Here is a 23,210-nt window from a genome sequence, read left to right as displayed (position 1 = left end):
TCTGCGCGAGGGCGCTCGGCACCTACGCCGGGTGCGCGGTTGCGAGGGACAGCCTCGCGCTCTGCAAAGGACCGCAAGCTTGAACCGGAGGGAGACGCCACAGCCCTCATGCCGCAACACCCAGTTCCGTCGGCAAGATCAGGGGTTCGGCGCCGAGATTACGGATGACCTCCACCCGTTCCCCATCCCGGATCGAGACTGCATCGCCCGCCGAAACGACGCCGATTTCGCTGGCGGCGATCTGGCGCTCGGCGAACAGGCCGAGCACGGCCGCGACGTTGGGCGGAGATACCGAGAGAAGGTAGCCGTAACTCGGGAAGGTCAGCAGCCACCGCTCCAGCGGCACGCCGTCGGGCTTCGGCACCGCGCCGACGTCGATCGTGATCGCGACCTTCGAGCACTCGGCGAACATGGCCGCGGTCCCGACGATGCCGCCCTGGCTGATGTCCTTGGCCGCCCTCGCCAGACCGCTCTCGGCGATGCGCGGCAGGAGTTCCAGATCGCCACGCAGCCGCTCGCCCGGGGCGTCCGTCGCCGCCTCGAAATTGGAGAAGGGCTCGCGGTAGCGCCCGCGCAGGTCGATCGCCGCCACCAGAACGTCGCCGGGCCGCGCGTCGAAACTCGTCAGCAGGCGCTTCGCCCGCCCGAGGATCGCGACGGAAAGCTGGGCGCGGTCAGTCTTGAGGTTGGTATGTCCGCCGACGATGGGGACGCCATAGCGCTCCGACGCCGCCCGAAGGCCGGCCATGATGGCCTCGGCCCCCGCATCGCCCGCCGCCCAGAGAGCATCGACCACGGCCACGGCCCGTCCACCCATGGCGGCGACGTCGGAAATGTTGACCATCACGCCGCACCATCCGGCGAACCAGGGGTCGCGGGCGACGAACTCGTTCATGAACCCCTCAATGGCGAGAAGTTGCCAGCCCTCGCCGTCGGGGATGGCGGCGCAGTCGTCGCCGACCGGCACGGCTCCCGCGGCGGATAGGCCGAGCCGGCTAGTCGCCTCGGTAATGTCGCCCTTGGCCGTGAGCCCCGCGCTGCTGCGCAGGACTTTCGCCAGCGCCGCAAGGTCGAGTGCGCCGCTCACGCAGCAGCCCTCAGCGCCATGAACCCGGTCTCCGGGGTGTGGAATGGCGGGTAGCAGGAAAGGTCGGCCTCCATGCGGTGATGCAGGCGCCCGTGCAGTTCGACTTCCTCGACGGTCTCCCAGTGCAGGCGGCGGAAGAGGAGGACGTTCTGGCTCTGCACATGGGCGAGGAAGCGCGTGCAGCCGCGCGCATGGGCGGAAGAGACCGCGAGCTTGATCAGCGCCGTGCCGAGCGCGCCGACCTTGCGGTGGTGCTCGCAGACCGCGAGGCGCGATCCCCACCAGAGGCCGGGCGCCTCCTCGTGGATGCGCACCGTCCCGACCACGGCATCGGCATAGACGCCCCAAAGCGCCAGCGCGACGATCGGGATCGCCACATCGTCGATCGCGTCGCGGCCGTCTTGTTCGAAAAGGCCCTGCTCGCGGCAGAAGACGGCGCGGCGGAGCGCGGCCGCCCCCTTCTTCTCCCAGGGATCGACAGCGTGCTTGATCTGGAAACCGGGGGCGACGAAGGAGCGGACGGGATCAAACATCATGCCGCGCACCCCTTCACATCGGCTTCGCCACGCTCGTAGGTGGAGAGCGCCGAGCACGCGCCGCACTTGGCGCAACCGGCCTTGACGTCGACCGACTTCAGCCCACCGTCGACCAGCATCCTCGCCAGCGGGCGCAGGATTGCGTGCATGAAGGCGGGATCGGGTGTCGGATGGCTTTCCATCGGGGTGCCGGAGATCGGCACGAACGGCACCACGAAGGGGTAGACGCCGATCGCCACCAGCCGCTCGCACACCGAAAGGATCTCGGCTTCACTGTCGCCGAGCCCGGCGAGGATATAGGTCGAGACCTGGCCGCGCCCGAACACCGGCACCGCGGCCTCGAAGGCGGAAAAATAGCGCTCGACCGAGACCTGCGCCTTGCCGGGCATGATGCGGTGGCGCACCGCCTCGGTCACCGATTCGAGATGCATGCCGAGCGCATCGGCGCCGCTCACGCGCATCCGCTCGAACCAGGCGTCCTCGTCCGGCGGCTCGCACTGCACCTGGATGGGGAGGTTGACCGCGGCCTTCACGCCGGCCGCGCTCTCGCAGAGGATCGCGGCGCCCCGATCGCTGCCGGGCGGCGTGCCGGTGGTCATCACCATGTGCTTGACCCCGTCGAGTTCGACGGCGGCTTTCGCGACCTCGCCGAGCTGCGCCGGCGTCTTGCGCTCGATCGTCCGCCCCGCCGCCAGCGACTGGCCGATGGCGCAGAACTGGCAGGTCTTGGTGCGGCTCTGGTAGCGGATGCAGGTCTGGAGGACAGTCGTCGCCAGGACGTCGCGTCCATGCAGCACCGCGATCTTGGAATAGGGAATGCCGTCCGCCGTCGACAGATCGTAGAATTTCGGGCGGAGCGGGAAGGAGATGTCGCCGATCGGCAGGCCCTCGCGGAGCACCCGGCTGCGGCCGAAGGCGTCTGGCTTCTCGACGAGATAGGGGCTTTCGAAGGCCGGTGCGGTGTGGACGGGGACCATGACGGTCATCCCGTCGATGGTCATCGCCTTGTGGTCGGACGGCCCTGCCCCGCCCCGGCGGGAATCGGCGCCGGCCCTGGGATCAACGAGGCGGGCGCCGAAGGACTGCAACTCGTTGATCAGTTCCGCTGTGTCCATCGCGGTCGGCAGCATCGGCATCATCGCTTTCGTCTCCGAAGGAAAGGGCGGCGGGATCGGCGGCAGCGCGCATCGGCGCCTGGCGGCGGTTGTCGAGGACGAGCGACAGGAGTTCCGGACGGGCGTAGTGGCCGACCGAATCCATCATCCGCTTGCGCTTGATGATGAGGCCCATGTCGAGGTCGGCGACGAGGATGCCCTCGCCCGTCGTCAGCGGCGGCACGAGATGGGCGCCCTCGGGCGAGATGATCGCCGTCATGCAGCCGCCGCGCAGCCCGCGCTGCAGCTTCTCGTCGGGCTGGATCTCGGCGATCTGCTCTTCGGTCAGCCAGCCCGTGGCGTTGACCACGAAGCAGCCGGACTCCAGCGCGTGGTGGCGGATCGTCACCTCGATCTGGTCGGCGAAGATCGGCCCGACGAGCGAGCCCGGAAACTGCGCGACGTGGATCTCCTCGTGCTGGGCCATCAGCGCGTAGCGGGCGAGCGGGTTGTAGTGCTCCCAGCAAGCGAGCGCCCCGACGCGCCCGACGGCGGTGTCGACCACGGTGAGGCCCGAGCCGTCGCCTTGCCCCCAGATCATCCGCTCGTGGAAGGTCGGCGTGATCTTGCGGCGCTTGAGGACAATGCTCCCGTCCGCGTCGAACACGATCTGCGTGTTGTAGAGCGTGCCGTGGTCACGCTCGTTGACGCCCAGCGCCACCACGACGCCATGGCGACGGGCCGTCGCGGCGACCGCCGCCGTCGCCGGGCTCGGAATGGCGACCGCGTTCTCGTAGAGGCGGAGGTGCTCCGCCCCCGTCGCCATCGGCGGGTGGCAGAAGGAGAAGTAGGGGTACCAAGGCACGAAGGTCTCGGGAAAGACGACGAGTTTCGCGCCCTTGCCCGCCGCCTCCGCGATGGCGTTGAGGACACGTTCGACCGTGCCCTCGCGGGAGGCGAGGTCCGGCGCGATCTGCACCGCGGCGACCCTGACCAGCTGCTTCTCCTTCATGGCCAGTCCCTTCCTTCCCGCGGTCTCAGACCGTCCAGGTGTGCATCATGAAGGCGTCCTTGCGGTGCAGCAGGATCAGGTCCAGCACGTCCTGCGGCGCGATCGGGCGGATGCCGGGGATGAGCGAGCCCTCGCCATGGCCGTAGAGCGCCTGCAGGGCGAAGCGGCAGGCATAGACCTTGCCGCCCTCCTCCATGAACTTGACGAGCTGGTTGTTCATGTTCTGGTGGCCTGGAAAGGCCTCGTCGCCGAGTTTCGGGAATCCGCGCAGAAGCCCTAGGGTGACGCCCGGCCCGTAGAGCAGCACGCTGGTCTCGAAACCCTTGCGCAAGAGGCGGGTGGCCTGGAGCAGGTTGACGAAGCCGATCGAGCCCTCGAACGCCACGGTGTGGAAGGTGACGAGCGCGCGCTCGCCCGGATCGGCCTTCACGTCCTCGAAGACCTTCTCCTCGTAGTCGACGAGATAATCACCCTTCTGATGCGGCTCTTTTTGAACGACGGGCATGACTGTCCTTCCTCGTGACGGATGCGGGTAGCGGGCGCGGCCGACTGGCGGCGAGAGAAGGATCGGTGCCATCAGGCGATCCGGTCAACGCGGATCGATTGATGCAGTCAATTTTGCGATCAATAGAACTCAGTCAGCGCGACCAATTGGCGCTTTGGGCAGCGACTGTCATCAATATAGGCAGCCTTCTGCATCTTTTCGGGCAGTTTGGACCATTGCGACGCAAGACATTGTGCTGTTTTGAAAAGCTTCCCGATACAGTCAATGTATGGTCAATCTACTGGATGGGTCCCCCGTCGACGTCAGGATCACCATGCAGGACTGGAAGCCCGACCTCTCGCTAAGCGACAAGCCGCGTTACCTCGCTTTGGCGGACAGCATGGCGGCGGACATCATGGGCGGCATGCTGGTGGCGGGGGACCGCCTGCCGCCGCAGCGCCGCCTCGCCGAGCGCCTCGGGATCGACTTCACGACGGTCGCCCGCGGCTATGTCGAAGCACAGAAGCGCGGGCTGCTGGTCAGCCGGGTCGGGCGCGGCAGCTTCATCGCCGCCGATGCGGCCGAGCGCCTGAAGCGGGACCGCCCGGCCGCCACGTCCTTCGCCCGGCCGCCGTCCTCCTCCCGCACCGACTTCAACATGAACCTGCCGCCCGAGCCGGACAGCCCCGCTTTGCTGGCGAGAATGGAGGCGGGCTTCTCCGTCGTCGCCGGCAACATGAAGGCGCTGCTGCGCTACCAGGGTTTTGGCGGCGCGCCGAGCGACAGGGACGCGGCATCGAACTGGCTGGGACGGCGGGCCTTGGTCCCGACGCAGGAGCGCCTGTTCGTGACGCCCGGCGCCCATGCGGCGCTGCTTGGCATTCTCCGCCTGCTCTGCTCGGGAGGCGACATCGTCCTCTGCGAGGCCATCACCTATCCCGGCATCCGGGCGATCGCCGCGCAGAAGGACCTGCGTCTCGTCGGCATCGCGATGGACCGGGACGGCATTCTTCCGGCGGCCTTCCGCGCCGCTTGCCGGACGTTGGAGCCGAAAGCTCTCTACCTGAACCCCACCCTTCACAACCCGACGACGCTGACCATCCCCGCCGCCCGCCGTGCGGAGATCGCCAATGTCGCGCGCGAGTTCGGCGTGCCGATCATCGAGGATGACGCCTACGGCTTCATCCCCGATCACGGCGAGCCACCCTTTGCCGCGATCGCGCCCGACCTCACCTGGCACGTCGCGGGGCTCGCCAAATGCATCGGCGCCGGGCTGCGCGTCGCCTATGTCGTTGCGCCCGATGCGCGGTCCGCCTGGCCCTTCATGGCGGCGATGGCCGCCGCCAACGTCATGGCATCGCCGATCACCGCGGCGATCGCCACGCGGTGGATCGAGGACGGGACGGCCGACGCGATCCTTTCCTTCGTCCGCGACGAGGCGCGCGCCCGCCAGCGCATGGCGCGGGAAATCCTCGACGAAGGCTCGTTCCGCGGCGACCCGCTCGCCTTCAACATCTGGATGCCCCTCCCCGCCGGGTGGACCCGCTCCGCCTTCATCGGGCAGATGCGCGGCACGGGCATCGGCGTTGTCGCGAGCGACGTCTTCGTCGCCGACAGCGCGCCGCCGCCGGAGACCGTGCGCCTCTGCCTCGGCGGGCCGATCACCCGGGAGAACCTGCGCAAGGTCCTCACCTTCGTGGCGCATTCGCTGGAGGATACGCCGGAGCGCGCACCGAGTTTCTGGTGAACGTGCTCCAGCCCCTCCAAGCCACCTCGCCGAACGAGAGGCCCGAGAACCCGTGCCAGCGACAGCGTCTCGAGGCCATCGGCGGCTGGCGCGGGGCGGGCAGCATGGGCCTCGTCCGGCTCCGGCGGACGACGACAGTTTCCTGGGCCAGGCGGACAAAATGTTCGGCCTGAGGTGGCTCCTCGAGATCCGAGGTGCCGCAACGGTCATACCAGCGTCGAAGCTTAAACAAAGCAGGCGGATCCGGTTTTCAGCATAACGGATGCCGCAATATGGCACTTGTTCTGGCATACAGGGGAAGCATGTTTCGACCAACGCTCATCGCCCTCCTCGCATGCGTGACCCTTCTCCCCGCCAACGGCGCCTCAGCTGCCGAGGGGGAGGAGAAGCCTCCTGCTCAAACGGCCGCGAATTTTGGCCGGGAAACCTGCCGCTCGATCGAAGACGAGGCGGCCCGCAACGGCTTGCCCGCCTCCTTCTTCGCCCGCCTGATCTGGCGGGAAAGCCTGTTCAACCCGAAAGCCGTCAGCCCGCGCGGCGCGCAGGGCATCGCGCAGTTCATGCCGGGGACAGCCTCGGAGCGCGGCTTGGATCCGTTCGACTCGACGCGGGCCCTTGCCGAGTCCGCGAAATACCTGACCGAGTTGCGGAGGCGCTTCGGAAGCCTCGGCCTTGCCGCCGCCGCCTATAACGCCGGCCCCGGTCGCGTGACCGCCTGGCGCAAGGGCGGGACGGTGCTGCCCGGTGAGACACAGGATTATGTCATCTGGATCACCGGACATTCTGCCGAGGACTGGTCGGCCGCGAAGAAGCCGCTGGGCGTCTTGCCGATCGCCGACGACATGTCGTTTGCGACGGCATGCCGAAAGCTGGCCGCGCGGGGTCTTACCGCCAAACTGCCGCCTCCCTCCCTGCGGCGGTCGGGCTGGCAGGCGCTGTTCGCCGCCGGGCTCGGGATCACGCAGATCAAGGCATCCAAGCCCGGGCGGACGCGCGTCGTGATCGATCTCAACCACGCGCAGAAGTCCAAGGCGTCCCTGTCGAAGCCGAAATAAGCGATATCCGGGCGGGTGTTCATAGAGTGCGTCCGGCGCGAACTCATCCAGAGAGCGCCCCTGCCCGCGACGCGCGGAAAGGCGACATCCGGGCGAGCGAAGGTCAAGGGACGCTCGGCCTTCCGCATTCCATGACGCACCTTGGAGCCAACGCCTGGTACACCCCCTGGCCGGCGACCGAGCCCGTCGGTCATTGGTCCGGGCGCGGGCGGCATTGGTCCGGGGACGCTATCGCGGACGATGCCGGCTGGTCATCCTCTCCTCACTGGAACGGCCGAACGGGCCGCCGGACAACGAGGAGACGATTCATGACAAAGATGAATTGCATCCGCCGCACGTTTGCGACCGCCGCGCTGGCCCTCGCCGTTGCCGCGTCGCCCTTGGCCCTGTCGCTGAGTACCGGGTTCCATGCCGCAACGGCCGCGGCGAAGGATGGTGGTTCCGGCGGGGATTCCGGCGGCAACTCCGGTGGCTCTGGCGGCGGAGGCGGCAACCGCGGCGGCGGTTCGGGCAACGGCGGATCCGGCAAGGACGGCGGTAGCCGGGGCGGTGAATCCCGCGGCGGTGGCGATGACAACGGATCCGACGGCAACGGCAGCAGCGGCCGGGGCGGCGAAGCCCGTGGCGGCGGCGACGACAACGGTTCCGACAGCAACGGATCCGGCAATGGCGGACGCGGTCGTGGTGGCGAGGCCCGCAGTGGTGGCGACGACAACGGGTCCAGTGGAGCCGGATCGCGCGGCCGCGGCGGGGAGGCCAGAGGCGGTCGTGAAAGCGAACGGAACGATGACGACAACGACGCCAATGACGACCATGGCGGCCAACGCAAGGGCAGCCGTGCCCAGCGCGACGATCGCGCCGCCAGCAGACTCGGCAATGTCGACGACGTCGAGGCCAGAACCGAGGACGGTTTCAAGCTCGAGATCGAGAACGGCCGCTTCGAAATGAAAGACCAGAGGGGCCGAACCGTCGTGGAACGACGGGCGACGGCGGAGGATCGCGCCAGGATCTCCGACCTTCTGCAGTGAACGCCCGGCTCAACCGCTGGACACGCGGCTCTGCGCGAGGATCGCCGCTTGGGTGCGGTTGCGGACGTTCAGCTTAGCGAGAATGCTGGTGACGTGATGCTTCACCGTCTTCTCCTGGAGGTCCAGCCGCAAGGCCACCGCCTTGTTGCTGAGACCGCTGGCGACGAGCGTGAGGATTTCCTCCTCGCGCTCGGTCAGCCGCGCCATCGGGTCGGCGGGCGGCGTGGCGGCGGGCGTCCGCCGCCGCATCGTCGACAGGATGCGGGCGGCAAGATGCGGCGGGACATAGCTCTCGCCGCGCAAGACCGCATCGAGCACCTCGACGAGGCTGTCGGATCCAACCCCCTTCAGGACATATCCGCGGGCGCCTGCCTCGAGCGCCGCGAAGACGTCGTCGTCGCTTTCCGAGGCGGTGAGAACGACGACGAGAATTGCGGGAAGGCTTTCGCGGATCCTTCGGACCGCCGACAGGCCGCCGCCGGGCATCGACAGGTCGATCAACGCGACGACCGGTCTTGCCGACGTCGCCAGCGCCACCGCCTCGTCCGCGTCGGCGGCCTTGCCGACGACGGCATAGCGGCCCGTCTCCTCGAGGCTGAGCGCCACGCCCGCCCGGAAAAGCGGATGATCGTCCGCCACCACCACGCTCACGGGTTCGCTCATGCCGTCAACTCCGCGGTGGTGCCATGCTTCAACGTCATTTCGAGCCGCGTTCCGGAAAAGCCGCTCTCGACGGCAAAAGTCCCGCCGAGGCTCTCGATCCGGTCGCGAAGCCCGGTGAGACCAAGCCCCGACGCCGCGTCCGCCGCAAAGCCAGATCCAGCATCGCGGACCTCGACGACGACCGCCTCCCCCTCGACGCGTGCGGCCACCGCCTGCCCGCGGCCGTCCGCATGCCGGAAGGCGTTGCTGAGGCCCTCCTGAACGAAACGGTAGATGGCGAGCTTCTCGGCCGATGCGAGCACCGGATTGGTGCCGGGCGGTTGCAGCGTGACCTCGGTCGCCGTCCGGCGCTCATGGGCGAGCACCGCGTCGCGGAGCAGGGCGTCAAGTGCCAGCGTTTCAATGTTCGGAAGTGCCAAGCCGTGGCAGATGCGCCGGATCTCGATCAGCGCATCGCCGAGGAAGCTGCGGATGGGCAGAAGCTCCGCTGCCCGAGTCCCGAGCCCTGCGGCAAGGGAAAGGCTCCCGAGCCGGAGCGCCGCAAGGCCGAGCAGCTGCGCCGGTCCGTCGTGAAGGTCGGCGCTGAGCTGACGCAGCGTTCGCTCGTTGATCGACGAGACGCGGGTTGCGGCATCCCGCACGCGCCGGCCGAGCCGATGGTTCTCCTCGAGAAGGTCCTGCAGGTCTAGCACCTGCCTTTCCAGAGCGATGCGCTGGCGGGAGATGGTCGAGCTTCCGCGCAGGACGATGCCGAACAATGCCCCGATCATCGCGACCGTCACGGCGCCGACCACGATCCAGCTGCGCACGCGCGCGGCGAGGAGGCTGGATTCCAGTTCCTTGGCATGCTCGTAGAATTCGGCGACCGCGACGGTCTTGCCGGACCAGGGGGCGCGGATCGGGTGGTAGATCTCGAGAAGCGGAACCCCGGCATCGCGCTCGAGGGCATCCTCTTCGTCGGTCAGATCGTCGAACTCCGCCGCGACCTTTCCCTCCCAGGCCTCGCGCAGGCTCGTCGTCGGCTCGAAGCGCTTCCCGATCAGGCTGGGCTCGCTGCTGTAGATGATCAGCCCGTCGCGCCCCCAGAGCTTGAAGGTCTCGATCCGCTCGCCCAGCGCCCCTGTAGACAGCGTCTCGTCAAGGGCGCTCCGGGCGCCTTCGCCAAGCACGTTCGATCCATCGATGTCGGGCAGCAGCGGCGAGATCACGCCGTCGACGTAGAGCGCGGTCGCCGTCGCGGTGTTGCGTGTGACACTTTCGGCGATCTGGCTGGTGACCCAGAAGCCGATCGTCAACATGCCCGCCAGCAGCACGGTCGCGCCGCCGAGGAGATACTGGCGGGCGAGCGTCAGCACCCGCCATCGGCGGAGGGTGGGCGCAAGAAGGGAAGCGAAAGGCGTCATCGCCGACCATCCTAGCCGGTTTCGCCCGCGCGGACATGGGACCAATGCGCGGCGTTCCATGGGACCTTGGTCCGAAGCGTTGGCATGGCCCAGCGGTCATCCTGCCAGCAAGGGTATTGCTGGAGGCATGGACCCGCGATGCGATGGAGGGATGCCATGAAGACGGCCATGATGCGCAAGACGATCGCCCGGACCGGGCTTGCCGGTCTCCTCGCCAGCGCCCTGCTGGTCCATGCCGCTCCCGCCTTCGCCCTCGGCGACGACACGCCGGCGACACCGACGTGCAAGCGGGGCGAGGTCTATGACGGGAAGCTCAAGAAATGCGTGAAGCGCGCAGCCGCGAACCTCACTGACGACGCGCTCTCCGACTACGCCTACGCTCTCGCCAAGGAGACAAGGTTCGAGGAGTCGCTGGAGGTGCTGGACACCCTGAAGCAGCCCCATACCGCCAAGGCACTGAACTATCGCGGCTACGCCACGCGCAAGCTCGGGCGGACCGAGGAGGGTATCGGCTACTACCTCCAGTCGGTGAAGCTCGATCCCCGCTATGCGCGGGTCCGCGAATATCTCGGCGAGGCCTATGTCATCCAAGGCAAGCCGGATCTCGCGCGGCAACAGCTCGCGGTCATCGAGACGCTCTGCGGCACCTCCTGCGAGGAGTACCGGGATCTCAAGGAGGCCCTCGTCGATTGACCGGACGGCCGACGCGGGGCTTGCGACGCCGATGGCACGGACCTCAGCCGGGCGAGGCCCTCGGACACGTCGCCTGCCACGCCGGTCCGGCAAGACGCCACGTCCCGTCGACGGCACCCTGACAACGCGCGTGTGGCGTGCCGGGCCGTCTCGTTTTCCGCGTTCCTGGTCGCAGGATCAGAAGAAGATGGCGTCCATCGTCTCGTCCTGACGGTGACCGGGACCGTCCGCGGCGCCCGACGATGCCGCCGGGACGTCCCGGCCGACGACGGCGGCAAAGATCTCGCGTTCCTCGGCCATCGTGTAGTCTTGCGAGAGGATCTCGTCGATTGCCGCCATTTCCTCGTCGCTGGCGTCTGTCTGCGGCAGTTCCGCGGTGATTGCCGCCAGCGCCGCGCAGAGGGCGTGCAGCAGCGCGCAGCCCTCGATATGCGGCGTCATCATCTTGCGGATGGCGGTCACGTCGGCGGTCAGGGAAGACGCGGCGGAAATGGCGGAACCCAGTTCTCGCGACGACGACGCCTGGGCCTCGCCGAGAACCGCGCTCGTGCTGGTCAGCCGCTCCTCGACGAGGCTGTAGGCGGCAGAGATTCCGGGCAGGATGCGCAGGCTGAGGTCCGTCGTGTCGATCGCCGCCAGATCGACTCCCTCGCGCACGCGGTTGGCCTCGTTGCGCGCGATTGAGGCCTGCTCGCAGATGACGCGGGCGATGTAGCCGATCGTGTCGTCCTCGCTCTTTACATGTGCCGCACGCACGGCGGCGTTGAGACCGGCGATCTTGAGGTCGTGCTCGAGCTGGTCGAGCTTGCCGGTCATGTCGATCAGCGACTGGGTCGCCTCGGCGCATCGCGCAAGGCTTTTGCCGAGGCGAAGGCGGGCCTGCTCGCCGTCCTTGAACTGCGCCTGAAGGTGCCGCGCCTCGGTGTCGAGCATGGCGCCACCGCCGCCGTGAACAAGCTGGCCGAGAATGTCTTGGCTTTGAACGACCTGGCCGCCGATCTCGGCCAGATGGCCGTCGAGTTCGCCCATCTTCGTTTCATAGAGGCGCCGGAGATCGTCGAGCTGGGCGATCTCGAGCGCGGCAATGCGGCGCAGCGCCGCCGGGCGCGAGTGCTCGGCGATCGGGGGGAGGCCCGCGTCGATCAGGCCCTTGCTGTGCAGATCGGCCATGCGGCCGAGATTGGCGATCGTGTGCTCGAGCCGCTGACGCGCCATGTCGTGGAACTGCAGGCCGGCGACGATGCCGCCGATCGCCTTCCAGATCGAGGTGAAGGCGGCATGGGCCGCTTCGCGCCGCTCGGACGACGCTCCTTGCTGCTCGTCAAGATGGGCCGCGAGCGCCAGGAAATCGTCGATCAGGCTGGTTCCGTCGAGGCCCGTCTGCGACTCGAAGGCGCGGCTCTGGGCAAGACAGCGACCGAGCAGCTGCGTGCTCTCGTCGATACCCCGCGCGACCCCCTCGCCGACCGAAACCAGCTCGGCGACATGGGCGGTGAAGGGGCCGAGCTCATACTGCCCGTCACTCATGCCCTCGACATGCGCCCGCGCGATGAGAACGACATAGTCGAGAAGCCGGAAGACCAGGACCACCGCCGTGCTGCCGGAGACGGCGATCTCGACGGAGCCGCGCAGCCGCGCGAGCGCCTCGCTGCGCTCCCGGGAAAGATCGGCGGTGGTCTGCGACACCTCGGCGGCGGTCGCCAGCCCTCGGCGCATCTCGCCGATCTCCTCGCCGACGAAGATCTCCGTCGAGCGGCGGATGCCGTCGCGTACCTGCGACACCTTGCGGTGAAGGTTCTGAACCTCCTCTCCGACCGCCATATAGACGGCCTCGCTCGAGACGCTCCAGCCATGGACCGCCGTCATGAGGCGGCGCACATCCTCGAAAGAATCCGGTTGCGCAGCAAGGGACCTCTGGTTTCGCAAAAAATTAGTCCTGTTCATTGTCGAAACACCATCCCGGGCATCCAGATACGACGGCCCAGGCCGCGGCACCGATCGCTGGCGGGGATGCCAATGGTCAAAGCTTCAGAACCTGCCGGACCACGTTCATCAGCATGTCGCCCTGCGCTGGCTTCACCAGCCAGCCGGTGGCCCCGGCCGCCTTGGCTTCCTGTCGCTTGTCCTGCTGCGACTCGGTCGTCAGCAGAACGATCGGCAGGAACTGGAGACCGGCCATCTTTCGGACGGTGCGAATGAGATCGATGCCGTTCATGGCGCCCATGTTGAGATCGGTGATGATCATGCTCGGCTTCAAGCCGCCCTTCAGCTTGGCGACGGCCTCCTCGGCGCTCGCCGCCTTGGTGACGCCGATGTCGTTCATGCTGAACGTCATTTCGAGGCTCATCAAGATGGTGGGCGAGTCGTCTACAATCATAATGTTCGTGGCCATCTCCATCTCCTTGAAACGCCATGGTGCACGAACACTAGATGAAAAAGGTGGATGCCCAGTTTACTGCAGTAAGATGCCTTAGTCACTCTACTATTCTTATTGACGGCACATAATACTATCTCGCAGGCTTCGCATTCCGGTTTAGGCGATAGCTGGAAAAAGGTTCGCAAGCTGGTGGGAAAGGCGGTGGTAGTCGGCAGCCCCGCGGCTCGACGGCGCGTGCGCCTGGATCGGCCGACGCGCAGCGAAGGCGTCGGCGATTTGAATGTCGGTGCGAATGCCGTCCATCAGGCGCTCGGGCCCGAACTCGCGCGCGAGCTGCGCGAGCGTTTCGGCGTGATGGCGAATGCGCAGGTTCAGCATGATCGGCACCAGCCCGAGGAGACGGATATCGGGATTGACGGTGGTCGCGATCCGCAGGAACACGCGGGCGAGTTGCCGGACGCCTTCCGCCGACAGCGCGTGCGGCATCAGCGGGACGAGCACGCCATCGGCCGCCGCCAGCGCGTTGACGAGGAGCATGTCGAGCGAGGGCGGCGTGTCGATGATGACGAGGTCGAAGGCCTTGCGAACCGCGTCGCTACCGAGCTGGCGCCTCAGCGTTGTCGGACTTTGCCCGTTGGCGTCGCCCATGAAAGCCTGGTCGGCCGGCGCGACCCATACCCCCGGATGTCCCGATGGCTGAACGGCCGACAGGAGGTCGAACCCCGGATCCGAGAAGATGTCGTGGACCCGCGGGACGCCCCGCTGCGCGACGATGCCGAAGCCTATGCCGGAATGACCTTGCGTATCGAGATCGACGAGCAGCGTGCGCAAGCCCCGCGCCCCGGTCTCGGCCGCCAGATTGACGGCGGTCGTCGTCTTGCCGCTGCCGCCCTTGCGGTTCGAGATCGCGATGACGCGGCTCGTCGTCATCTCATGCCGGCCGTCAGCGCCGGCATGATCGCACGGGCCAGCGCCGCGTCCCCGGGCGCAGCGCAGACGCGCGCGCCACTGGCGATGACGGCCTGGAAGAGCGCGGTATGAAGGCTGGCGCAGGCCGAGAGGTCGACCTCCGCCATTGGGGTGGCGCGGAGGAACTCCGTCAGATCCAGCGCTTCCTCGACCGCACAATGTCCTTCGAACCGGACCCGTCCTTCTTCGTAGCAGAGCGGCATCACAGCAGTTCCTTGAGGTTGAGGACGAGGAGCACCCGGCCGTCGCCGAGGAGCGTCGTGCCGGAATAGCCGGGGATGCGCGACAGCACCCCTTCCAGCGGCTTCAGGATGACGTCGAGACCCTCGCGGAAATCGTCGATGACGAGCCCCACCGGGTGGCCGGCGACGCGGCAGACCAGCACCGCCTCCTCGTCGATTGCTGGCGGCGCAAAGGCGCCATCGCCGATCTGCAGCAGGCTCTGCAGGCGCACCAGCGGAATGACCGCATCGCGCAGGACGAAGGCCTCCGAGCGCTTGATGGTCCGGATGGCGGCACGCGGCACGCGCACGGTCTCGACGATCATGTCCATCGGCACGCCGTAGAGATTGTCGGCCACCTCGACGACCATCACGCGCGCCACCGCCATCGACAGCGGCAGCGTCACCCGGGTCAGCGTGCCGGAGCCGAGCCGCGTCGACACCTCGACGCTGCCGCCCAGCCGCTGGACGGTGGTCAGCACCACATCCATGCCGACGCCGCGGCCCGACAGGTCCGAGACGGTCGCCGCGGTCGAGAAGCCGGGGCGATAGATGAGGTTGACGGCGTCCTGCTCGCTCAAGGCTTCGGCCGTCTCGGCGTCGATCACGCCCTTGGCGACGGCAGCCTCGCGGACCCGCCGGTGGTCGATGCCGCGGCCGTCGTCGCTGACCTCGATGACGACGCTGTCGGCCTCCTGATAGGCCTTCAGCCCGATCTGCGCCTCCGGCGACTTGCCGGCCGCGGCGCGTTCGTCCGCGGTTTCGATGCCGTGGTCGAGCGAGTTGCGCACGATGTGGAGGAGCGGGTCGCCGAGCGCCTCGACGATGGTCTTGTCGGCCGCGGTGTCGCCGCCCTCGATCGTCAGCGCGATGCGCTTCGACAGCTTGCGCGAGAGATCGCGCACGAGACGGGGAAAGCGCGCGAACACCTCGGAGACCGGCAGCATGCGCACCTGCATGATCGCGCCTTGCATCTCCTGCGCCAGGCGGTCGATGACCGCGTACTGCTCCTTGATGTCGCGGCCCATCTCGCGCGAGCCGTAGACGTCCTCGGCCTTGCGGGCGAGGAAGGGCAGGCTATTCTTCGAGACCACGAGCTCGCCGATGAGGTTCATCAGCCGGTCGATCTTCGCCTGGTCGACCTTCAGCGTCTTCTGCCCCGCTCCTGCGGTAGCGGCGACGGCGCCCTCCCCGGCTGGCGTCGATGCCGGCTCGCCGGGCGGCGCGGCGGCAGGCGGCGGCGTTTCACCCGCGTCGACCCCGGCGGTCGTCAGCCCGTCGATGAAAGCGATGACCCGGGCCGGCGACGCCTGGCGGACGGCCGCCGCGAGCGCTGCCTGGAGGGGCACGTTGAGATCCTGCCGGCCGAGCGCCGTCAGCACGTTTCGCAGCGTCGCGCCGACCGCGCCGAGGCGGCGGGCCAGATCGCCGGCCATCGACAGCTGCCGCCGTTGCGCTTCCAGGAGCTGCCGCACGACGACGCCTTGCCCGCCTGAAGGCATGGCGAGGGCTGTCGTGCGCGCGCCGCCCGCCGCGAGCGGCGCCGCCGCGCCGTTTTGGGGCAAGGCAAAACTGCCCGACGTGACGGCATCGACGAGCGCCGTCACCAGCGCCCGGTCCGGGCGATCGGCGCCGAGCCCCGACTCCAACCAACGCAGGGCACACGCCGGCCGCGAGGCGGGTCCCATCAGATGCAGGAGGACGCCGCAGGCCGCCTGCAGCGAGGCGAGATCATCTTCCGCGAGATGGGCATAGGCATTCTGCGTGAAATCGTCCCAGACAGGACTGTTGTCGGGATCGCCGGCGAGTTTCACGAGGTCGGAGATCGCCACGGTCGCGATCTCGATCTGCTCGATGTCGTAGCGGAAGAGGTGCTCGACCTCCGCTTTCGGCGCGACGGTCAGCATCTGCAGGTCGAGGAGGCAGCGATAGGGGTCGAACTCGGCAAGCGGCGGGAAAGGCTCGCGGGGGGTGGTATCGAGGCCGAGGAGATCGGGCAGCTGCAGGGCGGTGCCGAGCGGATCGGTGCCGTTGTAGAAACAGCCCTCGTCCGGCACGTAGCGGACGGCCAGCACCGTATCGCCGGAGAGGACATGCCGGAAGGCGGCGATCCTCTGCGCCTCGGAGAAGGCGCCGAGCCAGGCGATCGGCGGGCGGCGCGACGGGTCCGCGGCCTCGAGAGGCGCGGTCTCTGCCCCGGGCGCGCAGCCGGCGCAGGCGCGCAGATCCGTCACCATGCCCTTCGATATGCCGTCGGCCTCCAGCGGCAGCGTCTCGTGGCGTTCGAGATGATCGATCCATTCGCCGACGCGGTCGAGGCTTTCGAGCAGCCGGTCGACGATCTCCGGGCTCAGCGCGAGCTCATCGACCCGGATCGCGCCCAGAATGTCCTCGGCGGCGTGGACGAGCCTGGTCAGCGCCACCACCTCGAACAGGCCCGACGAGCCTTTCAGCGTGTGCACGGCCCGAAACACCTCGTTGACCACCGCCGCATCCTGCGGGTTGTCTTCAAGCTTCAACAGGCCGGTCGCCGAGGTCTGGATCAGATCGCGGGCCTCGGGGATGAATTGGGCGAGCAACGGGTTCGTCACAGCGGCACCCCGGTCATCAGGCGCGCGGCGGCGGCAAGCGCCACCGGCTGCGCGGGCTTCACCATATAGAGATTGGCGCCGAGTTCCAGCGCCCGGACCTCGTCGTCCGCGGCCGCCTCGGTGCTGATCATCAGGACGGGAACCGCGGCCAGCGGCGGCTCGCGGCGCAGCCGGTCGACGAGCGTGAACCCGTCCATTTTCGGCATGTTCACGTCGATGAGGATCAGGTCGAAACGGCCGAGCATCGCGCGCTCCAGTCCTTCCAGGCCATTGACGGCCTCCTCGACGGCGAACCCCTCCTTCTCCAGGACGTCGCGGTAGAAGAGGCGCATGGTGATGCCGTCATCGACGACGAGGATGCGTTTTGGGTCCATGTGCGCCTCAATCGGCCCCTCTGGCCTTCTGGTAGATGATGGTTCCGGCAAAGCTGCGGGGGGTGAACAGCGAGGAGATGCGGCTCATGCTCTCGGAATGCCCGAGGCAGAGGAAGCCGCCGGGCTTCAGGCAATCGTAGAACGCCTCCACGGTCTGGCGCCGCGACAGATCGTCGAAGTAGATCAGCATGTTCCGGCAGAAGATCACGTCGATCCCGCGATAGCGCGCCATTTGCGCGGGGTTGGCGACATTGACCGCCGAGAAGTCGACCGAGCCGCGGATCTCCTCGCGCAACTGGAACCGGCCGGGGCCCGCGGCGGAGAAATACTTCTCGCGCAGGGCCGGCGTCAGGCGGTGGATGGCCCGCTCGCTGTAGACCGCCTGCCGCGCGTCCATGAGAACCCGCGTATCGATGTCGGAGGCGCGGATCTCGATGCCGAAATCATCCGCCCGGTCCCAGTTCTCCAGGATCTGGATGGCGATCGAATAGGGCTCCTCGCCGGTCGAGCACGGGACCGACCAGATCGAGATCGTCGAACCCTCCGGGCGGGTGCGGGCGATCTCCGGCAGCACGCCGTCGATCAGCGCCTTGAACTGGTAGTCCTCGCGGAAGAAATAGGTCTCGTTGACCGTCATCGCGTTGACGAGATGCTGCAGCTCCTCGCCGGAGGCCTGGAACCGCAGCGTGTTAAAGTATTCGCCGAAGGACCGTGCCCCGGTCTTCTCCAGCCTCTCCTGGATCCGCCGCTCGACGAAATAGCCCTTTCGGTCGGTGAAGGAGATGCCGGTCTGCCGGTAGAAGAACTCGTTGAACTTGGCGAACTCCTCCTCGGAGATGACGCGCGCGCTGGCTCTCAGCGCCTGTGCGGCGACGGTCGTCATCAGGATGCCCTGATGCGGCGAAGCGCGACCTCGACGGCGAAGGCGATGAACGGCTCCCCGGCAAAGCGGTCCGCGAGCGCCTCAAGCGGCGCCACCGCGCGGTGGTCGCCGATCTCCGTCAGGCCGTCGACCGCGGCGGCACAGACGTTGAGATGCCCGTCGGTCTCGATGACGCGCTGCAGAAGAGCCGGGGCGTGCCGGTGCGCCATCTTCGACGCGATGTTGACGGCGAGAATGCGCAGGTCGCTGTCATCGCTCGACAAGAGCGTGCCGAGCAGCGGCTCGACCTCGTCGGGCATTGCAAGGAGCGCGTCGACGACGGCGCTGCGCAGCGCGGTGTCTTCGACCGAGAGATAGGCGGTGAGCGCTCCAGCGATCGCCGGCGACCGGTTGTCGATGAGGGCGTTGAGGATCGCGCCGCGCACGCTGACGGCAGGCTCGGCGGCGAGGTGCGCGACGAGGAGGGCCGCGCCCGCTTCGGTCGAGGCGAGCCCGCGCGCGGCGCTGCGACGTTCGGCGGCGGCGGGGGACGCGAGAAGCCGGCTCTCGGCCTCGGCATCCCGCGGCAGAAGGGCCGGCGTATCCGCCGGGGCGGCGTCGATCTTCTCTGGTCTAACGAGCGCCATGGCGGTTTCCTCTCGGTTCGGCGGACGGCGCACGCGACAGCCAGGCGCTCAGCTGTCCTGCGATGCGCTCGCTTGGCAGGACCAGCGAGGCCCCGCCGAGCTTGATGAGTTCGTTGGGCATGCCGAAGACGACGCAGGTGCGCTCGTCCTGGGCGATCGTCCGCCCGCCCCGCTGCTTCAACAGCGCCAACGCCTGTGCGCCGTCATTGCCCATGCCGGTGAGTTGGACGCCGATCAGGCTGGTGGCGGGCATGACGTCGAGGGCGCTGGTGACGAGCCGCTCGACGCTCGGGTGCCAGAGATGCTCGCGCGAGGCCGGCACCGGGCTTGCGACCGGCCCGAGCGGCCCGCGGGTGACCAGCAGGTCGGCATCGCCCTTGGCGATGTAGATCGTGCCCGGCTCGATCGGCATCTGGCGGTTGGCCTCGACGATCGGCAGCGCGGCGATGTCGTTGAGACGCCGCGCGAAGACGCCGGTGAAACTGCCGGGCATGTGCTGCGCGACGAGGACCGCCCAAGGAAACCCCGCGGAGAGTTTCGGCAGGATCTGTTCCAGCGTGCCCGGACCGCCGGTAGAGACACCGACGAGGACGAGGCCGAAACGGGCGGTGGTGGCCCCCTCGGCTTTGCCCCCGGACGGGGCGGCGGCGGACGGACCGGCGCCGGACAGCGAACGGTCGGCACCGGCAAGGCCGGATCTGGCCTCGGCGATGCGCCCGCGCAGCGACGGCGCCCGGCGGACCCGCGCCTCGGCGGCGCCCCGCACCTTGGCGAGGATCTCGCGGTGGATCTTGTCGATCGACAGCGAGATGGTACCGCCGGGCTTGTGGACGAAATCGACGGCCCCGAGGCTCAGCGCCTGCAGCGTCGTCTCGGCGCCCTCCTCGGTGATCGAAGAGACCATGACGACTGGTCGCGGGCTCGCCAACATGATGCGGGACAGGCAGGTGATGCCGTCCATCTCGGGCATGTTGATGTCGAGCGTCACGACGTTCGGATCGAAGTCGTCGATGGCGGTCAGCGCCTCCACCCCGTTGCGCGCCGTGCGCACCTCGATGTCGGGCTGCGACCCCAAGAGGTCCGTCAGATGCTTTCGCATCAAGGCGGAGTCGTCGACGATGAGTACCTTGATCATGCCGTCCTCCGCTCGGCCACGCGCCTTTGACCCGTGCCGTCAGGCGGCCTGCGTCAGCGCTTCGCTCTCGCCGACGTTCAGAAGCTCGACGACGTCGAGGAGGAGGATCATCCGCTTCTGCTCCGCGAGATTGGCGACGCGCTTGATCAGCCGCTGCTGCTCGCCCGACAGGCTGGGCGCCGCGCCGATCGCCGACGCGGGAATGCGGATGACCTCGGAGACGGAGTCCACGACGAAGCCGGTGCGGGCGCCGCGGACGGTGAAGACCATGATGCGCTGCCGGTCGTTGCGCGTGGCCGTGGCGAGCTCGAAGCGGCGGCGCTGGTCGATCACCGGCAGCACGATGCCGCGAAGGTTGATCACCCCCTCAATGAAGGACGGCGTGTTGGGGATGCGCGTGAGCTGGTCCGGCACGCGCACGATCTCCTGCACCGCATCGATGCTGACGCCGTATTCCTCATTCATCAGGCGGAAAACGACGAACTGTTCCTCGTCGGCGGCGACCCGCTCGCGCGGTTCGCCGCTGTCGATCTCCATGGTGGTCATACCGTCCTCCGTTGCGCCGACGACCTCCTTCAGGTCCTGGATGTTGAACATGGTTTCCGCCGAGAGGACGGAGACGAGGCGCTCGCCGCCCTGCAACCGGCAGATCGCCTGGATGTCGTTACCGGGCCCGGCCTGGCCGAGGAGGCTCGGCACCGGCTCGACCTGCGAGCGGGCGACGCGCAGGACTTCCTTGACGCTGTCCATCACGACGCCGACGGAGAAGCGCCCGTCGCCGCCGAGCGAGACGACGACGACCTTGTTGGCCTCGGACAGCCGGACGGCCGGGAGCCCGAAGAGCTCGCGCAGCGAGACGAGCGGCAGCAGCCGGTCGCGCAAGGTGATGACGCCGAGCACATGGCCGGGCGCATTGGGGACGTGGGTGACGACCGCCGGCATCTGGACGATCTCCTGCACGGTCTCGATCGGGAAGGCGTATTCCTGCCCCGCCACCTCGAAGCTGACCAGCTGGTCCTCGTCGGCCTGACGCTCCTCCTGCGTGTCGGTGTTCGGCTTCTGGCCGCCGTCGGCCTGGCGTGCGGTGCTCGTCGGGCGGTCGAGGATCGCGCTGAACTCGCGCTGGACGAGGCGTTTGGCGTCGAGGATCATGACCATCGAACCGCCGTCCACCGCCTTGATCATGCCGGTGAGAACGTCGGTATCGACGAGCGTGCCGAGCGTCTCGGCGGCCTCGATGCGATCCGCCTCGACGGTGACCACATTGGCCATGCGGTCGACGACGAGGCCGACGGCATGGCCGAGGTCGAGCACGACGACGCGGGTGGAATCATCGTGGGCGAGCGCAGGAAAGTTGAAGGCATCCCGCAGGTTGATGACCGGCAGCACGGTGCCGCGCAGATTGGCAAGGCCCTCGAGCGAGCGCGGGCTGAGCGGCAGCCGGACGATGTCGGGGAAGCGGATGATCTCCTGAACCTCCGACAGCGACAGCGCGAACATCTCGTCTTCGATGTGGAAGATCACGAACTGCCGGGTCCCCCCGGCACCGTTCTCGGCGCGCCCGGCACCCTTCTCTTCGCCCGCGGAGGGCGCCTCAGCCAAAGTCGGCATGACGGAAATTCCTTTTCTGGGTGCAGGATGGAGCGCAGGCGGCGCGCGCTGGTGGAAAAGGGCCGGGCAGCGTCCCGCCGCCCGGCCAAAGGCTCAGGAGGCCTGAAGCTCGTCGGCGAGCGAGGCGATCTCCTCGATCGCGGCGGCGAGCTGCTCGGCGCCCTTCGACTGTTCGCGCGCCGCGGCGGCGGCCTCCGTCGTCGAGCGCGTCGCCTGGTTAGCGGCAGCGCCGATCTGCTCGATGGCGACCTGCACCTCGCGCACCAGCCGGCCGATCTCCTCGGCACCGGCGAGCGTCTGCCGGTTGCCCTCGAGGACGGCGGCCATATCGGTGCCGACGGTGACGAGATTGGCCGAGATCAGCTTGTTGCGGTCGACCTCCACCTCCGCCGCGTCGGCGATGCTCTGAAGGTCCTCGCGCACCGTGACGATGGTGTCCTGGATCGCCTTGACGGTATCCTTGATGCGGTCGGCATTCTCGGCGGAGTCGCGGGCGAGATTGCGGATGTCGGTGGAGACGACGGCAAAGCCCTTGCCGAACTCGCCCGCCCGCGCCGCCTCGACCGAGCCGTTCACGGCCAGCATGCTGGTCTGGATCGAGACGGTGGTGATGGCGTCGACGATCTTGTCGATGCGCCGGCTGATCTGCTCGATGCCGCTGATCTGGTCGCGGCTGGCGCGGCCGGTAACGACCGAATGCGCCACGCCCTGGATCAGCGAGTCGATCGCCGCCTTGTTCTCGACGAGGCTCGCGGAAATCTCCTCGACCTGATCAAGCGCGGCGCGCGCCCTTGTCTGCGAGAGGTTGGAGCCCTTCTCGATCTGGCTGATCGCGGCGGCCGACTGCTGGGTCGCGGCGCCTTGCTGCTGGGCGCCCTGATTGATCTGGTCGAGCGCGGTCATGATCTGGGTCGAAGCCCGGGTGATCTCCTCAACCGCGCTCGACAGTTCCTCGGCGGCCGAGGCGACTTCCTCCGCGCTCTTGCCGACATTGGCGCTGTTCTTCAGCTCATCCGACAGGGCTGCGAGTTCCTGTGCCGCCTGCTCGCTCTGCCCGAGCGCCGCGGTCTGCTGGGCGATGGTCTTGCTGACCTCTTCGCAGGCCGCTCCTTGCTCCTCGGCGGCGGCGGCGATAATCTCGGCGCCCTTGTGTGCCTCGCCCGCCGCCGTGTTCGACTCCTCGTTGGCCCGGGCGATCTCCCGGCACGCCGCGACCAGCTCGGTCATCGCACCGCGGATCTGCGTCAGCCGGTCGGTGACGACGACGCCCTTGCCGGCTTCCGCGCGCGCCGAGGTCGCTGAAGTGGAGATTCCCTCGGCGACGAGCTTCACGCCCTCCTGGATCTGCGTGATGAGTTCCTGGATATCGCGCGCCGACTTCTCGCTGGTCTCGGCGAGCGTTCGCACCTCGTCGGCGACGACGGCAAAGCCCTTGCCGTGCTGCCCGGCGCGCGCCGCCTCGATCGCCGCGTTGAGGGCGAGGAGATTGGTCTGGTCGGCGATGCGGGCGACCGCCTTCACCACCTCGCCGATCGTCGATGCCTGGCGGTCGAGTTCCTCGACCATCTTGGCGGAGTTCTCCTGGCGTTCGGACGCCCGCGACACCGCCGAGATCGAGCTG

The 23,210-nt window shown here is 68.1% G+C and carries 22 protein-coding genes; 4 read left to right on the top strand and 18 right to left on the bottom strand.

Features of this window, described 5'->3' with window-relative positions; all coding sequences use genetic code 11:
• Positions 1–106: 106 nt before the first annotated feature.
• From ACZLZY_RS14260 to ACZLZY_RS14240, 5 genes are read right to left on the bottom strand one after another with little or no spacing between them, the layout of a single operon-like run.
• Entirely contained in the window at positions 107–1,087 is a 981-nt protein-coding gene (locus ACZLZY_RS14260) for a sll0787 family AIR synthase-like protein (RefSeq protein WP_472934875.1), read from the bottom strand.
• Positions 1,084–1,623, bottom strand: coding sequence for an MSMEG_0567/Sll0786 family nitrogen starvation N-acetyltransferase (locus ACZLZY_RS14255; protein ID WP_472934874.1), 540 nt, complete (start codon positions 1,621–1,623; stop codon positions 1,084–1,086). The genes ACZLZY_RS14260 and ACZLZY_RS14255 overlap by 4 nt, the downstream gene beginning before the upstream one ends.
• Positions 1,620–2,759, bottom strand: coding sequence for an MSMEG_0568 family radical SAM protein (locus ACZLZY_RS14250; RefSeq protein WP_472934954.1), 1,140 nt, complete (start codon positions 2,757–2,759; stop codon positions 1,620–1,622). Before ACZLZY_RS14250 ends, ACZLZY_RS14255 begins: the two co-directional genes overlap by 4 nt.
• Positions 2,683–3,729 carry a Nit6803 family nitrilase gene (locus ACZLZY_RS14245; protein WP_472934873.1) on the bottom strand — a complete coding sequence of 349 codons (1,047 nt, stop codon included), beginning with the start codon at positions 3,727–3,729 and terminating at the stop codon, positions 2,683–2,685. Before ACZLZY_RS14245 ends, ACZLZY_RS14250 begins: the two co-directional genes overlap by 77 nt.
• 25 nt (positions 3,730–3,754) lie before the next feature.
• A complete protein-coding gene (locus tag ACZLZY_RS14240; protein ID WP_472934872.1) occupies positions 3,755–4,234 on the bottom strand; it encodes an MSMEG_0572/Sll0783 family nitrogen starvation response protein in 480 nt (159 codons plus the stop codon).
• Positions 4,235–4,547: 313 nt separating this feature from the next.
• Between ACZLZY_RS14240 and ACZLZY_RS14235 the strand changes: the two genes are divergently transcribed.
• From ACZLZY_RS14235 to ACZLZY_RS14225, 3 genes are all read left to right on the top strand, one after another.
• Positions 4,548–5,960, top strand: coding sequence for an aminotransferase-like domain-containing protein (locus tag ACZLZY_RS14235; RefSeq protein ID WP_472934953.1), 1,413 nt, complete (start codon positions 4,548–4,550; stop codon positions 5,958–5,960).
• A gap of 302 nt (positions 5,961–6,262) precedes the next feature.
• Positions 6,263–7,015 carry a lytic transglycosylase domain-containing protein gene (locus ACZLZY_RS14230; protein WP_472934871.1) on the top strand — a complete coding sequence of 251 codons (753 nt, stop codon included), beginning with the start codon at positions 6,263–6,265 and terminating at the stop codon, positions 7,013–7,015.
• 317 nt (positions 7,016–7,332) lie between these two features.
• The gene (locus ACZLZY_RS14225; RefSeq protein ID WP_472934870.1) at positions 7,333–8,043 is read left to right on the top strand and encodes a hypothetical protein; all 711 of its coding nucleotides are present in this window, start codon (positions 7,333–7,335) and stop codon (positions 8,041–8,043) included.
• A 9-nt stretch (positions 8,044–8,052) separates the two neighbouring features.
• Here ACZLZY_RS14225 and ACZLZY_RS14220 read toward each other — a convergent pair whose 3' ends face one another.
• Both ACZLZY_RS14220 and ACZLZY_RS14215 read right to left on the bottom strand, forming a co-directional pair.
• Complete coding sequence (locus ACZLZY_RS14220) at positions 8,053–8,706, bottom strand: response regulator (protein ID WP_472934869.1); 654 nt, start codon at positions 8,704–8,706, stop codon at positions 8,053–8,055.
• Positions 8,703–10,109, bottom strand: a complete 1,407-nt coding sequence (locus ACZLZY_RS14215) for a sensor histidine kinase (protein WP_472934868.1) — start codon at positions 10,107–10,109, stop codon at positions 8,703–8,705. Before ACZLZY_RS14215 ends, ACZLZY_RS14220 begins: the two co-directional genes overlap by 4 nt.
• Positions 10,110–10,277: 168 nt before the next feature.
• On the opposite strand from ACZLZY_RS14215, the gene ACZLZY_RS14210 reads away from it, so the two are divergent.
• The gene (locus ACZLZY_RS14210; RefSeq protein ID WP_472934952.1) at positions 10,278–10,802 is read left to right on the top strand and encodes a tetratricopeptide repeat protein; all 525 of its coding nucleotides are present in this window, start codon (positions 10,278–10,280) and stop codon (positions 10,800–10,802) included.
• A 177-nt stretch (positions 10,803–10,979) separates the two neighbouring features.
• On the opposite strand, the gene ACZLZY_RS14205 is transcribed toward ACZLZY_RS14210, so the two are convergent.
• The 11 genes from ACZLZY_RS14205 to ACZLZY_RS14155 all read right to left on the bottom strand — a co-directional run bounded on the left by ACZLZY_RS14205 (position 10,980) and on the right by ACZLZY_RS14155 (position 23,194).
• Positions 10,980–12,668 carry a hypothetical protein gene (locus tag ACZLZY_RS14205; protein ID WP_472934867.1) on the bottom strand — a complete coding sequence of 563 codons (1,689 nt, stop codon included), beginning with the start codon at positions 12,666–12,668 and terminating at the stop codon, positions 10,980–10,982.
• Between the two features lie 154 nt (positions 12,669–12,822).
• Positions 12,823–13,194, bottom strand: coding sequence for a response regulator (locus tag ACZLZY_RS14200; protein ID WP_472934866.1), 372 nt, complete (start codon positions 13,192–13,194; stop codon positions 12,823–12,825).
• Between the two features lie 141 nt (positions 13,195–13,335).
• On the bottom strand, positions 13,336–14,109 hold the full coding sequence (locus tag ACZLZY_RS14195) for a ParA family protein (RefSeq protein ID WP_472934865.1): 774 nt from the start codon (positions 14,107–14,109) through the stop codon (positions 13,336–13,338).
• Positions 14,106–14,351 (bottom strand): hypothetical protein, encoded by a 246-nt coding sequence (locus tag ACZLZY_RS14190; RefSeq protein WP_472934864.1) that lies wholly within the window; start codon positions 14,349–14,351, stop codon positions 14,106–14,108. The genes ACZLZY_RS14195 and ACZLZY_RS14190 overlap by 4 nt, the downstream gene beginning before the upstream one ends.
• On the bottom strand, positions 14,351–16,948 hold the full coding sequence (locus tag ACZLZY_RS14185) for a chemotaxis protein CheA (protein ID WP_472934863.1): 2,598 nt from the start codon (positions 16,946–16,948) through the stop codon (positions 14,351–14,353). The genes ACZLZY_RS14190 and ACZLZY_RS14185 overlap by 1 nt, the downstream gene beginning before the upstream one ends.
• An 8-nt stretch (positions 16,949–16,956) precedes the next feature.
• Positions 16,957–17,334, bottom strand: coding sequence for a response regulator (locus tag ACZLZY_RS14180; protein WP_472934862.1), 378 nt, complete (start codon positions 17,332–17,334; stop codon positions 16,957–16,959).
• Between the two features lie 7 nt (positions 17,335–17,341).
• Positions 17,342–18,217 carry a CheR family methyltransferase gene (locus ACZLZY_RS14175; RefSeq protein ID WP_472934861.1) on the bottom strand — a complete coding sequence of 292 codons (876 nt, stop codon included), beginning with the start codon at positions 18,215–18,217 and terminating at the stop codon, positions 17,342–17,344.
• The gene (locus ACZLZY_RS14170) at positions 18,217–18,843 is read right to left on the bottom strand and encodes a HEAT repeat domain-containing protein (protein ID WP_472934860.1); all 627 of its coding nucleotides are present in this window, start codon (positions 18,841–18,843) and stop codon (positions 18,217–18,219) included. Before ACZLZY_RS14170 ends, ACZLZY_RS14175 begins: the two co-directional genes overlap by 1 nt.
• Positions 18,830–19,978 (bottom strand): chemotaxis-specific protein-glutamate methyltransferase CheB, encoded by a 1,149-nt coding sequence (cheB, locus tag ACZLZY_RS14165; RefSeq protein WP_472934859.1) that lies wholly within the window; start codon positions 19,976–19,978, stop codon positions 18,830–18,832. The genes ACZLZY_RS14170 and cheB overlap by 14 nt, the downstream gene beginning before the upstream one ends.
• Positions 19,979–20,017: 39 nt before the next feature.
• On the bottom strand, positions 20,018–21,589 hold the full coding sequence (locus ACZLZY_RS14160; protein WP_472934858.1) for a chemotaxis protein CheW: 1,572 nt from the start codon (positions 21,587–21,589) through the stop codon (positions 20,018–20,020).
• A gap of 93 nt (positions 21,590–21,682) precedes the next feature.
• A complete protein-coding gene (locus ACZLZY_RS14155; protein WP_472934857.1) occupies positions 21,683–23,194 on the bottom strand; it encodes a methyl-accepting chemotaxis protein in 1,512 nt (503 codons plus the stop codon).
• Positions 23,195–23,210: the final 16 nt, after the last annotated feature.

The sequence above is a fragment of the Mesocryomonas lacus genome (genome assembly GCF_055730135.2).
This window is presented reverse-complemented; position numbering and strand designations above follow the sequence as displayed.